This window comes from Actinocorallia longicatena, from assembly GCF_039534125.1.
In the GTDB taxonomy this organism is placed as follows: domain Bacteria; phylum Actinomycetota; class Actinomycetes; order Streptosporangiales; family Streptosporangiaceae; genus Actinocorallia; species Actinocorallia longicatena.
Genome location: NZ_BAAAUV010000030.1, coordinates 44,233 through 61,655, shown reverse-complemented (window position 1 = coordinate 61,655; position 17,423 = coordinate 44,233). Strand labels below are relative to the sequence as shown.

At 72.7% G+C, this 17,423-nt stretch carries 1 protein-coding gene (running past one end of the window); it reads left to right on the top strand.

The genetic code is table 11. The features are described from left to right. On the top strand, nucleotides 1–17,423 hold the 3' end of the coding sequence (locus ABD785_RS35310; protein WP_344837374.1) for a non-ribosomal peptide synthase/polyketide synthase. It extends 23,989 nt beyond the left edge of the window; 17,423 of the gene's 41,412 nt are visible here — the last part of the coding sequence; its start codon lies off the left edge, out of view; the stop codon is at nucleotides 17,421–17,423.

The window sequence follows — 17,423 nt, the reverse complement described above, 5'->3', positions numbered from 1 at the left end:
ATCTGTTCGACCGCCCGGCCGCCGAGGCGCTGACGCACCGTCTGGTGCGGGTGCTGGAAGCGGTCGCGGAGACCCCGGACACGCGCCTGACCGGCATCGAGATCGTCGACACCGACGAGCGCGCCCGGCTCCTCCACGCCTGGAACACCCCCGCCGCCGTCCCGGAGGCCACGCTCACCGAGCTGTTCGCCCGCCGGGTGGCGGCCGATCCGGGCGCGGTCGCGGTGACCGCCGACGGGACGTCACTGACCTACGCCGAGCTGGACGACCGGGCCGGCCGCCTCGCCGCGCACCTGCGTGACCTGGGCGTGGGCACCGGTTCCATGGTGGGCGTGGTGCTCGAACGCGGCGCGGACACGGTGGTGTCGCTGCTCGCGGTGGTGAAGGCGGGCGCGGCCTATGTGCCGGTCGATCCGCGGCTGCCGGTGGAGCGGGTCGGCGTGGTGCTGTCGGACGCCCGGGTCGCCGCGGTGCTGACCTCCCGGGCCTGCGCCGCGCTGGTGCCCGAGCACGTCCTGGCACCGATCGTGGTGCTGGACGGCGCGGCCCTGCCCGAGACGCCGCTGACGGTTCCGGTGCCGCCGGACGCGGCCGCCTATGTGATCTACACGTCGGGTTCGACGGGGACGCCGAAGGGCGTGGTGGTCACGCACCGCAACGTGGTCGGCCTGCTGGAGGCCGCCGGTGATCTGCTGTCGCTGGATTCTGCGGACGTGTGGAGCTGCTTCCACTCGTTCGGGTTCGACGTGTCGGTGTGGGAGATGTGGGGGGCGCTGCTGCACGGTGCCCGTCTCGTGGTGGTGCCCTACGAGGTCTCGCGCAGCCCGCGAGAGTTCGCGGATCTGATCGAACACGAGGGCGTGACGGTCCTCAGCCAGACGCCGTCGGCCTTCTACCAGCTACCGGCGGTGCCCGGGTCGGTGCGTCTCGTCGTGTTCGCGGGCGAGGCACTGGAGCCGTCACGCGTCTACGAGTGGCTGGACGGCCCTCGCCTGGTCAACATGTACGGGATCACCGAGACCACGGTCCACTCCACCCATTGGAGCCTGACCGGCGACGAGTCCGGAAGTGTGGTGGGGCGCGGACTGCCCGGCACGTCGATGCTCGTGCTCGACGAGCGGCTGCAGCCCGTCCCGCCCGGTGTGATCGGCGAACTCTACGTGGCGGGCGTGCAGGTGTCGCGGGGCTACCTGGGGCGTCCGGGCCTGACGGGTGAGCGGTTCGTGGCCCACCCGTTCGGCTCGGCCGGGGAGCGGATGTACCGTTCGGGCGACCTCGCGAAGTGGTCGGCCGACGGTCAGCTCGTGTTCGTGGGGCGTGCCGACGCGCAGGTGAAGCTGCGCGGCTTCCGGATCGAGCCCGGTGAGGTCGAGGCGGTCCTGGCCGCGCTTCCCGGGGTGGCGCAGGCCGCGGTGATCGTCCGTGAGGACGCGCCGGGGGACAGGCGCCTGGTCGGCTACGTCGCCGGCGAGGTCTCCGGCGAGCATGCACGGGCCGCCGTCGCCCAGGCGCTGCCGGAGTACATGGTGCCCTCGGCGGTCGTCGTGGTGCCGGTGCTGCCGCTGACCGTCAACGGGAAGCTCGACCGGCGGGCCCTCCCCGCCCCCGAATACGCAGGGGGCGGCGGCCGGCCGCCCGCGACCGTCCAGGAGGAACTGCTGTGCGACGTGTTCGCGCAGATCCTCGGCGTGGAGTCGGTGGGCGTCGACGACGGCTTCTTCACCCTCGGCGGACACTCGCTGCTCGCCGTCCGGCTGATCTCCCGGATCCGCGTCGTGTTCGGTGTGGACCTGCCGCTGCGGACCCTGTTCGAGGCGCCGACCGTCGCCCAGCTCGCCGCCCGGCTCGCCGGACCGGACGCCGTGGTGGCGCGGCGGGCCCTGCGCGCCGGGGCACGGCCGCGGCAGGTGCCGCTGTCGTTCGCCCAACGGCGCCTGTGGTTCCTCACCCAGCTCGAGGGACCGAACGCCAACTACAACAGCCCCATCACGATGCGGCTCCCCGGAGACGTCGACACCGCCGTGCTCAACGCCGCCCTCCGCGACGTGCTCGGCCGCCACGAGTCCCTGCGGACGATCTTCCCCTCGGTGGACGGCGAGCCCTACCAGCGCGTTCTCGGCCTGGACGAGCTCGACTGGGCCGTCGACGAGATCGAGGTGACCGGGGCGGAACTGCGTCCGGCGGTGGCCTCGGCCTCGCGCCACACCTTCGACTTCGCCGTCGAGGTGCCGGTTCGGGCGTGGCTGTTCCGGACCGGCGCCGAGGACCCGACCCTGGTGCTCCTGCTGCACCACATCGCGACGGACGGCTGGTCGATGGCGCCCCTGGCCCGCGACCTGTCCGTGGCCTACGCGGCGCGGTCGCGGGGTGAGGCCCCGGTGTGGGAGCCGCTGCCCGTCCAGTACGCGGACTACGCGATCTGGCAGCGTGAGCTGCTCGGCGAGGAGTCCGACCCCGGCAGCCTGCTGTCGCGGCAGGTCGGCTACTGGCGGGAGACGCTCGCGGGTGCGCCCGAGGAGCTGAGCCTTCCGGTGGACCGGCCGCGCCCGGCGGTGGCGGGCCACCGAGGCCATGTGGCACAGGTCCGGGTGCCGGCCGAGGCGCATCAGAGCCTGGTGGAGCTGGCCCGGGCCGAGGGCGTCACGATGTTCATGGTCGTGCAGGCCGCGCTGGCGGTGACGCTGTCGAGGCTCGGTGCGGGCACGGACGTTCCGATCGGAGCGGCCGTCGCCGGCCGTTCGGACGAGGCGCTCAACGACCTGGTCGGGTTCTTCGTGAACTCGCTGGTCATCCGCACCGACCTGTCCGGTGATCCGGACTTCCGTGAGGTGCTGGCCCGGGTCCGTGAGGCCAGCTTGGGGGCGATGGCCCACCAGGACGTGCCGTTCGAGCGGCTCGTCGAGGAGCTGGCGCCGTCGCGGTCGCTGGCCCGGCATCCGCTGTTCCAGGTGGTCCTGACGTTGCAGAACGTCGGCCGGGCCGTCCTGGAGCTGCCGGGAGCGCGGCCGAGCGACGCCTCGGTGGTCGAGGCGACCGTCCGGTGCGACGTGGACGTGATGGTCGGCGAGGTCTTCGACGCCGAAGGCCGTCCGGCCGGGCTGCGCGGCTCGATCACCGTCGCGGCGGACCTGTTCGACGCGACGAAGGCCCAGCGGTTCTCGGACTGGCTGGCGCTGGTCCTGACCGCCGTGGCCGCCGAGCCGGAGACACGCGTCCGTGCGGTGCCGGTCCTCGCAGCCGCGGAACGCGACCTGCTGGTGGAGGAGTGGAACGACACGGCGGCCGAGGTCGCGGCCGGAAACGTCCTGGAGCTGTTCGACGCCCGGGTCGCGGTCGCGCCTGAGGCGACGGCCCTGCTCGCGGACGGGGTGTCGCTGTCCTTCGGCGAGCTGGACGCCCGCGCGAACCGGCTCGCCGGGTACTTGGGGCGTCTGGGCGTGGGCGCCGAGTCGCTGGTGGCGGTGCTGCTGCCGCGTGGTGTGGATCTGGCGGTGGCGCTGCTGGGCGTGCTGAAGACGGGTGCCGCTTATCTGCCGATCGATGTGACGCTGCCCGCTGAGCGGGTCGGGTTCATGATCGCCGACAGTGGGGCGATCGTGGTGCTGAGCTGCGGAGACGTGCTGGACGATCTGCCGTCGGCCGGTGTGCTGACGGTCGATGTCGCCGATGTGTCCGGCCCGTCGGAGCCCGTCGCGGTGTCCGTTCGCCCTGACGCCTTGGCGTATGTGATTTATACGTCGGGTTCGACGGGTGTGCCGAAGGGTGTGGCGGTTTCTCATCGCAGTGCGGTGAACCTGGTGGTGGCTCAGGCTGATCGTTTCGCGGTCGGTGTGGGGGACAGGGTGCTGCAGTTCGCCTCACCCAGCTTCGACGCCGCCGTCTCCGAGGTCCTGGTCACCTGGTGTTCCGGTGCTTCGCTGGTGGTCGCGGATGCGGACAGGTTGTTGCCGGGCAATGGTCTGGTCGAGGTGCTGTCCGGTTTCGAGGTCTCGCATGTGACGTTGCCGCCCGCAGCGCTGGCGGTGTTGGATCCGGCGGATCTGGGTTCGGTGCGGACCCTGGTGTCTGCTGGTGAGGCCCTTGATCCGGGTCTGGTGGGGCCGTGGTCTCAGGGCAGGCGTCTGATCAACGCCTATGGTCCGACGGAGACGACGGTGTGCGCGACCATGTCGCTGCCGCTTGCCGCCGGTGATGCTCCGGTGATCGGTCAGCCGATCGCGAACGGTCGGGTGTTCGTGCTGGATGAGGCGTTGCAGCCGGTTCCGGTTGGGGTGCCGGGTGATCTGTACGTCTCCGGTGTTCTGCTGGCTCGTGGCTATGTGGGCCGTGCGGGTCTGACCGGTGAGCGTTTCGTGGCGTCTCCGTTCGGCACGGGTGAGCGGATGTACCGGACCGGTGACCTGGTGAAGTGGACCCCCGAGGGCCAGCTGGTGTTCGCCGGTCGGGTGGATGACCAGGTGAAGGTCCGTGGTTTCCGGATCGAGCTGGGTGAGGTCGAGTCGACCCTGTCGGCTTACCCGGGCGTGGTTCAGGCCGCGGCCGTCGTCCGTGACGACAGGCTGGTCGCCTACCTCGTCGGCGAGGAACTCTCCCTCGAAGCGGTACGCGAGCGCGCCGCCCGCCGCCTGCCCGAGTACATGATCCCGTCGGCGTTCGTCGTCCTGCCCGCCCTGCCCCTGACGAGCAGCGGGAAGATCGACCGCAAGGCCCTGCCCGCCCCGGACTACGCGGGCACGGGAGGTGCCGGTGCGCGCCGGGGCCCGATCACCGTCCAGGAAGAGCTGCTCTGCGACGCCTTCGCCCAGGTCCTCGGCCTGAACTCCGTCGGCGTCGACGACGACTTCTTCGACCTCGGCGGCCACTCCCTCCTGGCGGCCCGCCTGGTGTCGCGGATCCGTGCCGCCCTCGGTGTGGAGGTGGAGATCCGGACTCTGTTCGAGGCCCCGACGGTCGCTCAGCTCGCCGCGAGGATCGCGGAGAGCACGGCGCAGGCTCGGGTCGCCCTGGCGGCGGTGGAGCGTCCGGAGCGGATCCCCCTGTCGTTCGCCCAGCGCCGCCTGTGGTTCCTCGACCAGCTCGAAGGCCCCAACCCGACCTACAACAGCCCGGTCCCGATGCGGCTGCCCGCCGACGTCGACATCGCCGCGCTGAACGCGGCCCTGCGTGACGTGATCGGCCGCCACGAGTCCCTGCGGACGATCTTCCCCTCGGTCGACGGCGAGCCCCACCAGCACATCCTCGGGATGGACGAGCTGAACTGGGCCGTCGACGAGGTCGAGGTGACCGAGGCGGACCTCCCGGCGGCCCTGGCCGAGGCGTCGAGGCACGCCTTCGACTTCTCCGCCGAAGCGCCGATCCGGGCCTGGCTGTTCCGCACCGGCGCCGACGACCTGACACTGATGCTCCTGCTGCACCACATCGCGACGGACGGCTGGTCGATGGCGCCCCTGGCCCGCGACCTGTCCGTGGCGTTCGCGGCCCGTTCGCGGGGCGAAGTCCCGGTGTGGGAGCCGCTGCCCGTCCAGTACGCCGACTACGCGATCTGGCAGCGGGAACTCCTCGGCGAGGAGTCCGACCCCGGCAGCCTCCTGTCGCGGCAGGTCGCCTACTGGCGGGAGGCGCTCGCGGGGACCCCCGAGGAGCTGGTCTTCCCGGCCGACCGGCCGCGCCCGGCGGTGGCGAGCCACCGCGGCCATGCCGCGCCGCTGCGGGTCCCGGCCGACGTGCACCGGCAGCTCACCGAGCTGGCCAGGGCCGAGGGCGTCACCACCTTCATGGTGATCCAGGCCGCCCTCGCGGTCACCCTGTCCCGCCTCGGCGCGGGCGACGACATCCCCGTCGGCTCCGGTGTGGCCGGCCGTTCGGACGAGGCGCTCAACGACCTCGTCGGGTTCTTCGTGAACTCGCTGGTCATCCGCACCGACCTCGCGGGGGATCCCGACTTCCGTGAGGTGCTCTCGCGGGTCCGTGAGACGACCCTCGGCGCCCTCGCCCACCAGGACGTGCCGTTCGAGCGCCTCGTCGAGGAGCTCACCCCGGAGCGTTCGCTGTCCCGGCACCCGCTGTTCCAGGTCGTCCTCACCCTGCAGAACGTCGACCGGGCCGTCCTTGATCTGCCGGGCGCACGGCCCAGCGACGCGGCGACGCCCGAAGCGGCGGTCCGCTGCGACCTGGACGTGATGGTCGGCGAGGTCTTCGACGCCGAAGGCCGTCCGGCCGGGCTGCGCGGCTCGATCACCGTCGCCGCGGACCTGTTCGAACCGTCGATGGCCCAGCGGTTCTCCGGCTGGCTGACCCGGGTCCTGTCCACCGTCGTCGTGGAGCCCGAGACGCCGGTCCACAGGGTGCCTGTGCTCGGCGCCGCCGAACGCGACGTGCTGCTGGGCGACTGGAACGACACGGCCACCGACGTCGCCGCCACCACCGTGCTGGACCTGTTCGACCGTCAGGTCGCGGCGGACCCCGGCGCCCCGGCCGTGCTCGCGGACGGCCTGTCGCTCTCCTTCGCCGAGCTGGACGCCCGCGCGAACCGGCTCGCCGGTCACCTCAGCCGCCTGGGCGTGGGCATCGAGTCGCTGGTCGCGGTCGTCCTGCCGCGCGGCGTGGATCTCGCGGTGGCGCTGCTGGGCGTGCTGAAGACGGGCGCCGCCTACCTGCCCATCGACGTCACCCTGCCGCCGGAACGCGTCGGATTCATGATCGCCGACAGCAAGGCCATCGTGCTGCTGAGCACGGGGGACCTCCTGGACGATCTGCCGCCGGCCGGTGTGCTGACGGTCGACGTCGAGGACGTCTCGGGCTCCTCGGACGCCCTGTCCCCGGTGGCGCGACCGGACGCACTGGCCTATGTGATCTACACGTCCGGGTCGACGGGCGTCCCCAAGGGCGTCGCGGTCTCCCACCGCAGCGCGGTCAACCTCGTCGCCGCACAGGCCGATCGGTTCGCGGTCGGCGCGGGGGACCGGGTGCTGCAGTTCGCCTCCCCGAGCTTCGACGCCGCCGTCTCCGAGGTCCTGGTCACCTGGTGCTCCGGAGCCGCCCTGGTCGTCGCCGACGCGGACCGGCTCCTGCCGGGCAACGGCCTCGTCGAGGTGCTCGCCGGTTTCGAGGTCTCCCACGTGACGCTGCCGCCCGCGGCGCTGGCCGTGCTCGACCCGACGGACCTGGGCACCGTGCGGACCCTCGTCTCCGCCGGAGAGGCCCTCGACCCCGGCCTGGTGGAGCCGTGGTCCGCCGGCAGGCGCCTGATCAACGCCTACGGCCCGACCGAGACCACCGTGTGCGCGTCGATGTCCCTGCCGCTCGCGGCGGGCGACGCCCCCGTGATCGGCCTCCCGATCGCCAACGGCCGGGTGTACGTGCTCGACGAGAGGTTGCAGCCGGTCCCGGCCGGAGTGCCGGGCGACCTGTACGTCTCCGGTGTCCTCCTGGCCCGCGGCTATGTCGGCCGGGCCGGGCTGACGGCCGAGCGGTTCGTGGCGTCCCCCTTCGGCGACGGCGAGCGCATGTACCGGACCGGCGACCTCGTGAAGTGGACCCCCGACGGGCAGCTGGCGTTCGCCGGCCGCGCCGACGACCAGGTCAAGGTGCGCGGCTTCCGGATCGAGCCGGGTGAGATCGAAGCGGTCCTGGCCGCCCACCCGGGCGTCGTCCAGGCCGTCGCGGTCGTCCGCGACGACAGGCTGGTCGCCTACCTCGTCGGCGAGGAACTCTCCCTCGAAGCGGTACGCGAGCACGCCGCCCGGCGCCTGCCGGAGTACATGATCCCGTCCGGGTTCGTCGTCCTGCCCGCCCTGCCGCTGACCAGCAGCGGAAAGATCGACCGCAAGGCCCTGCCCGCCCCCGACCCCGTGGGAGGCGGAAGCACGGGAGCGAGCCGCGGCCCGATCACCGTGCAGGAAGAACTGCTCTGCGACGCCTTCGCCCAGGTCCTCGGCCTGGACTCCGTCGGCGTCGACGACGGCTTCTTCGACCTGGGCGGCCACTCCCTGCTGGCGGCCCGTCTGGTGTCGCGGATCCGGGCCACGCTCGGTGTCGAGGTGGAGATCCGCACCCTGTTCGAGGCCCCGACCGTCGCCCGGCTCGCAGCCCGCATCGCGGACGGCACGGGCCGGGCCAGGACGGCGCTCCAGGCCCTGGAACGCCCGGAACGCATCCCCCTGTCCTACGCCCAGCGCCGCCTGTGGTTCCTCACCCAGCTCGAAGGCCCGAACGCCACCTACAACAACCCGATCACCCTGCGCCTGGACGGCGCCATCGACGTCACGGCCCTGAACACCGCCCTGCGCGACGTGATCGGACGCCACGAACCGCTCCGCACCGTCTTCCCCGCGGTCGACGGCGAGCCCCACCAGCACATCGTGGACCCGGACGACCTGGACTGGACGGTCGAGACCGTCGAGGTCGACGCCGCAGAGCTCACCGGAGCCGTGTCCGACGTCGCCGGATACGCCTTCGACCTGTCGCGGGAAGTGCCGATCAAGGCCTGGCTGTTCCGCACGGAACACGACGCATGCGTCCTCGTGCTGCTGGTCCACCACATCGCGACCGACGGCTGGTCGACCGGCCCCCTGAGCCGCGACATCTCGGCCGCCTACACCGCCCGCGCTCAGGGCGAGGCCCCCGTCTGGGAACCGCTGCCCGTCCAGTACGCCGACTACGCGATCTGGCAGCGGGAACTCCTCGGTGACGAGGACGACCCGGGCAGCCTGCTCTCCCAGCAGGTCGCGCACTGGCGGCGGACCCTGGCCGGAGCGCCCGAGGAACTGACCCTCCCGGCCGACCGGCCCCGCCCCGCCACCATGAGCCACCGCGGATTCGGGGTACCGCTCCAGATCCCGGCCGAGGTGCACCGGCGGCTCGCCGCCCTGGCCAGGGCCGAGGGCGTCACCACCTTCATGGTCGTCCAGGCCGCTCTCGCGGTGACCCTGTCGCGGCTCGGCGCCGGAACGGACGTCCCGATCGGCACCAGCGTCGCCGGACGCTCCGACGAGGCGCTCAACGACCTCGTCGGGTTCTTCGTCAACACCCTGGTCGTCCGCACGGACCTGTCGGGCGATCCGGAGTTCCGGCAGGTCCTGTCCCGCGTCCGGGAGACGACCCTCAGCGCGCTCGCCCACCAGGACGTGCCGTTCGAGCGGCTGGTCGAGGAGCTGGCGCCCTCCCGGTCGCTGGCCCGGCACCCGCTGTTCCAGGTGATGCTGACGTTCCAGAACATCGAACGGGCCGTCGTGCGAGAGGACACCGGGTCGAGTGACACCGGGTCGAGTGACACCGGGCCGAGGGAAACCGGACCCGTGCGGGCGCCCGCGAAGTTCGACCTGGACGTGTCGGTCGGCGAGGTCTTCGACGACCAGGGCCGCCCCGCCGGACTGCGCGGATCGCTGATCGCGGCCGAGGACCTGTTCGACGCGGAGACGGCCACCCTGCTGGCCACCCGGCTGGCCAGGGTCCTGGACGCGGTCACCGCCGAGCCGGACGTCCGCGTCCGCGAGGTCCGGGTGATCGACACGGCCGAGCGGAACCTCCTGCTGCGCGGCTGGAACGACACGGCCGCCGAGACCCCGGCCGCCGGGATGCTGGAGCTGTTCGACGCCCAGGTGGCGGCCTCCCCGGACGCCGTGGCCGTCGTCGCGGACGGAATCTCCGTCACCTATGCCGAGCTCTCGGCGCGGGCGGATCGGGTGGCCGGTTCCCTGGTCGCGTCGGGTGCGGGGGCCGAGTCGGTCGTCGGGCTGTGCCTGCCGCCGGGTGTGCCGACGGTCGCGGCGATCCTGGGGGTGTGGCGGGCCGGCGGCGCGTATCTGCCGCTGGACGCCAGGCTGCCGGCCGAGCGCCGCGAGTTCATGGTCGCCGACAGCGGAGCGCTGCTGGTGCTCACCGAGGAACCGTCGGCTGACAGCGGGCCCGTGCCCGTCCTCCCGGTGACGGGGGCGCGGCTCGCCTACGTCATCTACACCTCCGGCTCGACGGGCGTGCCGAAGGGTGTCGCGGTCACGCACGGGGCGCTGGCGAACTACGTGACCTCGGTGTCACGGCGTCTGGAGTGGACCGGGGCGCAGATGCGTTATGGCCTGCTCCAGCCGCAGGTCACCGACCTGGGGAACACGGTGCTGTTCTCCGCGCTGGCCACGGGTGCGCAGGTGCACATCCTTGATCCGGATGTCGTCGTCGATGCCGCGGCCGTGGCGGAGTACGTGCGGCGGGAGCGGATCGACGCGGTGAAGCTGGTGCCGTCGCACGCCATGGCGATCGAGGCCGAGCGGCTTCCGCTGGGTCACTCCCTGGTCCTCGGCGGCGAGGCCGCGCGCCCCGACTGGGTGCGGGAACTGGTCTCCGGAGGCTTCCGGGTGTTCAACCACTACGGCCCGACCGAGACGACCGTCGGTGTCGCGACCACGGAACTCACCGGCGGCACCGTGACGATCGGCCGCCCGGTCGGCAACACCCGCCTCTACGTGCTCGACGACGCCCTGCAGCCGGTCGCCCCGGGCGTCACCGGCGAGCTCTACGTCGCGGGCGCCCAGCTCGCGCGGGGCTACGTGGGCCGGACCGCCTTGACCGGTGAACGGTTCGTGGCCTGCCCGTTCGGCTCCGGGGAGCGGATGTACCGCACCGGCGACCTGGCGAAGTGGACCGCCGACGGCCAGATCGTCTTCGCCGGTCGTGCGGATGACCAGGTGAAGGTCCGCGGCTACCGGATCGAGCCCGGCGAGATCGCCTCGGCCCTGACCGGGCACCCCGCGATCTCCCAGGCGGCCGTCGTCGTCAAGGACGAACGCCTCGTCGCCTACGTCGTCGCCCTCGCCGAACCGTCCACCGCCGCCATCCTCGAGCACGCCGCCCGGCACCTGCCCGAGTACATGGTCCCCGCCGCGATCGTCCTGCTGGACGCCCTGCCCCTGACGGCCAACGGCAAGCTCGACCGGGCGGCCCTGCCCGACCCCGAGTACGCCGGAAGCGGCGGCCGGAGCCCGGTCTCCGTGCGCGAGGAACTCCTGTGCGGCCTGTTCGCCCAGGTCCTCGGCCTGGACGCGGTCGGCGTCGACGACGGATTCTTCGACCTGGGCGGCCACTCCCTCCTCGCGGTCAGGCTGGTCTCGCGGGTACGGACGGTGCTGGGCGTGGAACTGCCGTTGCGGACGCTGTTCGAAACGCCCACGGTCGCGGGCCTGGCCCGCCGCCTCGCCGAATCGAAGATCGCCCGGCGGCGGCCGCTGCGCCCGGCCGCCCGGCCCGAACGCATCGCCCTGTCCTTCGCCCAGCGCCGCCTGTGGTTCCTGGGCGAGCTGTCGGGCCCGAGCGCGACCTACAACAACCCGGTCGTGGCCAGGCTCGGCGCCGACCTGGACATCCCCGCCTTCGACGCCGCACTGCGCGACGTGATCGGACGCCACGAGTCCCTGCGCACCGTCTTCCCCGCGCTCGACGGCGAGCCCTACCAGCACATCGTGGACCCCGACGACCTGGACTGGGCCCTCGAAGTGCTCGAGGTCGACGCCGCGGACGTGCCGCGGAAGGTCGCCGAGGCGTCGGCGTACGCGTTCGACCTGGCGCGGGAGACACCGATCAAGGCCTGGCTGTTCCGCTCCGGAGCCGACGACCCGGTGCTGGTCCTGCTGATGCACCACATCGCGACCGACGGCTGGTCCACCGGCCCGCTCGCCCGCGACCTGTCCACCGCCTACGCCGCACGCGCACGCGGCACGGCCCCCGAATGGGCGCCGCTGCCCGTCCAGTACGCCGACTACGCGCTCTGGCAGCGCGAGCTGCTGGGCGAGGAGGCCGACCCCGACAGCCCGCTGGCCGAGCAGGTGGGCTACTGGCGGCGCGCCCTCGAAGGCGCCCCCGAGGAACTCGCGCTGCCGGCCGACCGGCCCCGCCCGGCGACCGCCGGCTACCGCGGCCACCGGGTGTCCCTGGACCTGCCGGCCGAGGTGCACCAGCGGCTCGTGGACCTGGCCCGCGCCGAGGGCGTCACGACGTTCATGGTCCTGCAGGCCGCCGTCGCGGTGCTGCTGTCCCGCCTGGGCGCCGGTACCGACATCCCCATCGGATCGGCCGTCGCCGGACGCTCCGACGAGGCGCTCAACGATCTCGTCGGCTTCTTCGTGAACTCCCTGGTGATCCGCACCGACCTGGCCGGGGATCCGGAGTTCCGTGAGGTGCTGTCCCGGGTGCGGGAGACCACGTTGGAGGCGCTGGCCCATCAGGACGTGCCGTTCGAGCGCCTGGTGGAGGAGCTGGCTCCGTCGCGGTCGCTGTCGCGGCATCCGCTGTTCCAGGTGATGCTGACGGTGCAGAACAACGAGCGCGCCGTCGCGGAGCTGCCGGGCGCACGGGCCGACGCCCTGACGGCCGGTGGCGACGGCACGGTCGCCGCCCGCTTCGACCTCGAGGTGACGGTCGGCGAGACCTTCGACGAGCGGGGCCGCGCCGCGGGACTGCGCGGTGCCGTGACGGCCAGCCTGGACCTGTTCGACCTCGCCTCGGTGAGCATGCTCGCCGAGCGGCTGGAGCGGGTGCTCACCGAGGTGACGGCTGCTCCGGAGCTGCGGGTGCTGGCGGTGCCGGTGCTGGAGGAGGCCGAGCGTGATCTTCTCCTGCGCGGGTGGAACGACACGGCGTCCGAGGTTCCGGACGAGAGTGTCGTGGAGGCGTTCGGGCGTCATGCGGTGGAGCGGCCGGATCAGGCCGCGGTGGTCGCCGACGGCGTGTCGGTGACGTACGCGGAGCTCGATGGTCAGGCGGCCCGGATCGCCGGGTGGCTCGCTGCGGCGGGCGCGGGCGCCGAGTCGGTGGTGGGTCTGCGTCTTCCCCGTGGCGCGGGGATGGTCGCGGCGATCCTGGGTGTATGGAAGGCGGGAGCGGCCTATGTGCCGCTGGACCCGCGGCTTCCGGCCGAGCGTCTCGACTTCCTGATCGCCGACAGCGGGACCCGGCTGGTCCTGACCGATCTCGACGAGGCCCTTTCCGCCGATCCGGTCGTGGCCGCTCCGGTGTCGCCCGGTCAGCTGGCGTATGTGATCTACACGTCGGGGTCGACGGGTGTGCCGAAGGGCGTCGCGGTCTCGCATGGTTCGCTGGCCAACCTGGCGTCCGTGTTCGCGGTGGAGCCGGGTGTGGGCGTGCTGCAGTTCGCGTCGTTCGGTTTCGACGCCTCGGTGCTGGATGTCGCGGTGGCACTCGGTTCCGGTGCCGCTCTGGTGGTGGCGGGGGATCGGGAGCGTCAGGAGCCCGGTCTGCTGGCGGGGCTTCCGGTGCAGGCGGCGAGCGTCGTACCGTCCCTGCTGCGGGTCATCGAACCTTCCGTCCTGCCCGAGGTGTCGCGGCTGCTGGTCGGCGCCGAGGCCATCGACGAGGCGACCGCCCGGGCCTGGGCCGAAGGCCGGGAGCTGATCAACACCTACGGGCCGACCGAGACCACGGTGATGGTCGCCTCGGCGCCGGTCGACACGGAACGTCCCGGCACGGTGCCGTTCGGGCGCCCGATCGCCAACACCCGGCTGTACGTGCTGGACGAGGCGCTGCAGCCGGTCCCGGCCGGGGTGGCGGGCGAGCTCTACGTCGCGGGCGTCCAGGTGGCGCGCGGGTACACCGGCCGTCCGGGGCTGACGGGTGAACGGTTCGTGGCCTGCCCGTACGGGGCGGGGGAGCGGATGTACCGCACCGGCGACCTGGCGAAGTGGACGGCCGACGGGCAGCTCGTGTTCGCCGGGCGGTCGGACCAGCAGGTCAAGATCCGCGGGTTCCGGGTCGAGCCGGGCGAGATCGAGGCGGTCCTGACCGGGCACCCGGACGTGGCCGGGGCAGCGGTGCTCGTCCGAGACGAGCGGCTGGTCGCCTACGTCGTCGGCGAGGCAGCCGACCTGCGCGCCCACGCGGCGCTGCATCTGCCCGAGTACATGGTCCCGTCCGCGTTCGTGACGCTGGACGCCCTCCCGCTGACCGTCAACGGCAAGCTCGACCGGGCCGCCCTGCCCGACCCCGAATACACCGGGGCCGAACGCCGAGGCCCCTCCACGGTGCAGGAGGAACTGCTGTGCGGCGCGTTCGCGCAGATCCTCGGCGTGGAGTCGGTCGGTGTCGACGACGACTTCTTCGACCTCGGCGGGCACTCCCTCCTCGCGGTCCGGCTGGTGTCCCGCATCCGCGCCACCCTCGGCGTCGAGATCGCGATCCGCACCCTGTTCGAGACGCCGACCGTGGCCGGCCTGGCCGCGGGGCTGACCGGCGGCACGGAGCCCGGCCGGGCGGTCCTGCGGGCGGCGGAACGGCCCGAGCACATCCCGCTGTCGTTCGCCCAGCGGCGGCTGTGGTTCGTCGGGCAGCTCGAAGGCCCGAGCCCGACCTACAACATGCCGATGGTCCTGCGGCTCGGCGCCGACACCGACCCGGAGACCCTGAACGCGGCCCTCCGCGACGTCCTCGGCCGCCACGAGCCGCTCCGCACGGTGTTCGCCGTCGCCGACGGCGAACCGCACCAGCGGATCCTCGACCTCGACGCTCTCGACTGGAACCTCGACGTCGCCGACGTCACCGCGGCGGACCTGCCCGCACGGATCGCCGAAGCCGCCCGGCACGCCTTCGACCTGGAACACGAGGTGCCGATCCGCGCCTGGCTGTTCCGGACCGCGTCCGAAGGCCCCACGCTCGTGCTCCTCCTGCACCACATCGCCAGCGACGGCTGGTCGGAGGCGCCGCTGAGCCGCGACCTGGCCGAGGCCTACACGGCGCGATCCTGCGGCGAGGCCCCCACCTGGGAGCCGCTGCCCGTCCAGTACGCCGACTACGCGCTCTGGCAGCGCGAACTCCTCGGCACGGAGGACGACCCGGACAGCCTGATCTCCGGTCAGCTCGGCTACTGGCGCGGCGTGCTCGCCGGGGTGCCGGAGGAACTGAGCCTGCCTGCGGACCGGCCGCGCCCCGCGGTGGCGAGCCACCTCGGGCACACCACGCACTGGCGGATCCCCGCCGACGTGCACCGCCGGATCGCCGACCTCGCTCGCGAGGAGGGCGTCACCGTCTTCATGGTGCTCCAGACGGCGCTCACCGTGATGCTGTCGCGGCTCGGCGCCGGCACGGACATCCCGATCGGCTCGCCTGTGGCGGGCCGTACCGACGAGGCGCTGGACGATCTGATCGGCTGTTTCGTCAACATGCTCGTGATCCGTGCCGATCTGTCGGGTGATCCGGACTTCCGGCAGGCGCTCGCCGTCGTGCGGGAGGCGAGCCTGGGTGCGATGGCCCATCAGGACGTTCCGTTCGAACGGCTGGTGGAGGAGCTGGCGCCGTCCCGCTCGATGGCCCGCCACCCGCTCGTCCAGGTCGTCATGACCTCGGCCGACGCCGGAGGCAGGCGGATCGAGCCGGGCACCGGCGGCGACGTCGCCGAGACCCGCGACTCCGCTCCGGCCATGGTGAAGTTCGACTTCTACGTCCCCGTCACCGAGACCTTCGACGAGGACGGCCGCCCGGCCGGAGTCCGCGGCGCCGTGACGGTCGCAGCCGACCTGTTCGACGAGTCCACGGCCCGCCGCGCGGTCACCTGGTTCGTCCAGGTGCTGGAAGCGGTGGCCGCCGACCCCGGCCTGCGGCTCCACCAGGTGCCGGTCGTCGACGAGGCCGAACGCGACCTGGTCGTGCGGGCCTGGAACGACACGGCCGCGCCGAGCCCGGACGCGACCATGGTGGAGCTGTTCGAACGCCGGGCCGCGGAGCTCCCCGACGCGGTGGCCCTGGTGGCCGGCGGCGTGCCGATGACCTACGCCGAGCTGGACGCCCGGGCGAGCACGCTGGCCCGGTACCTGACCGGCCAGGGTGTGGGCGCCGAGTCGGTGGTCGGGCTCTGCCTGCCGCGGGGTGAGGAGATGGTCGCGGCCATCCTGGGCGTGTGGAAGGCGGGTGCCGCCTATCTGCCGGTCGACGCGGAACTCCCCGTGGAGCGGCTGGCGTTCGTGCTGGCCGACAGCGGTGCTTCGCTGCTGCTGGGTGCCGAGGAGGTTCTCGGGGATCTGCCCGCGGGACGGGTACCGATGGTCGCCATCGACGACCCCATGGTCCAGGCCTGCTCCGGCGAACGGACGCCCTCCCGGCCGATGCCCGCGGACCAGGCGGCGTACGTCATCTACACCTCCGGCTCGACGGGCGTGCCCAAGGGCGTCGCGATCACCCACGGGGCGCTGGCGAACTACGTGACCTCGGTGTCGAGGCGCCTGGAGTGGACCGGGGCGCAGACGCGGTACGGGCTGTTGCAGCCACAGGTCACCGACCTGGGGAACACGGTGCTGTTCTCCGCGCTGGCGACCGGCGCCCAGGTGCACATCCTCGACCCGGACACGGTGATCGACGCCGAGGCGGTCGCGGAGTACGTGCGGCGGGAGCGGATCGACGCGGTGAAGCTGGTGCCGTCGCACGCGATGGCGATCGAGGCCGAGCGGCTTCCGCTGGGCCACTCCCTGGTGCTGGGCGGTGAGGCGGCACGTCCCGAATGGGTGGAGGAGTCGCTCGCCGCCGGGCTGCGGGTGTTCAACCACTACGGCCCGACCGAGACGACCGTCGGTGTCGCGACCACGGAACTCACCGGCGGCACCGTGACGATCGGCCGCCCGCTCGGCAACACCCGCCTCTACGTGCTCGACGACGCCCTGCAGCCGGTCGCCCCGGGCGTCACCGGCGAGCTCTACGTCGCGGGCGCCCAGCTGGCCCGCGGCTACATCGGCCGGCCGGCCCTGACAGGACAGCGCTTCATCGCCTGCCCGTTCGGCACCGGGGAGCGGATGTACCGCACCGGCGACCTGGCGAAGTGGACCACCGACGGCGAGATCGTCTTCGCCGGTCGCGCCGACGACCAGGTGAAGGTGCGTGGTTACCGGATCGAGCCCGGAGAGGTCGCGTCGGTCCTGACCGGGCATCCCTCGGTGGCCCAGGCCGCTGTGATCGCCCTGGACGAGCGGCTGGTCGCCTACGTCGTCCCCACAGAGGACCTGACCGCCGAAGCGGTCCGCGAGCACGTCGCCCAGTATCTGCCGGAGTACATGGTCCCGGCCGCGATCGTCACCCTGGACGCCCTGCCGCTGACCGGCAACGGCAAACTCGACCGCAGGGCCCTGCCCGCCCCCGGCCACGTCGGCGAGACGGCGGAGAAGCGCCCCCCCACCACACCCGAGCAGGCCGCCCTCTGCGAGGCCTTCGCCCTCGTCCTCGGCATCGAGGAGATCGGCCTCGACGACGACTTCTTCGACCTCGGCGGGCACTCCCTGCTCGCCGTGCGCCTCGTCACCCGGATCCGTGCCGTCCTCGGCATCGACCTCGAGATCCGCACCGTGTTCGAAGCCGCGACCCCCGCACTGCTCGCCGAGCGGCTCGGGACCCGAAAGACCGCACGGCCGGCACTGCGTCCGATGCGCACAGACAACGACTGA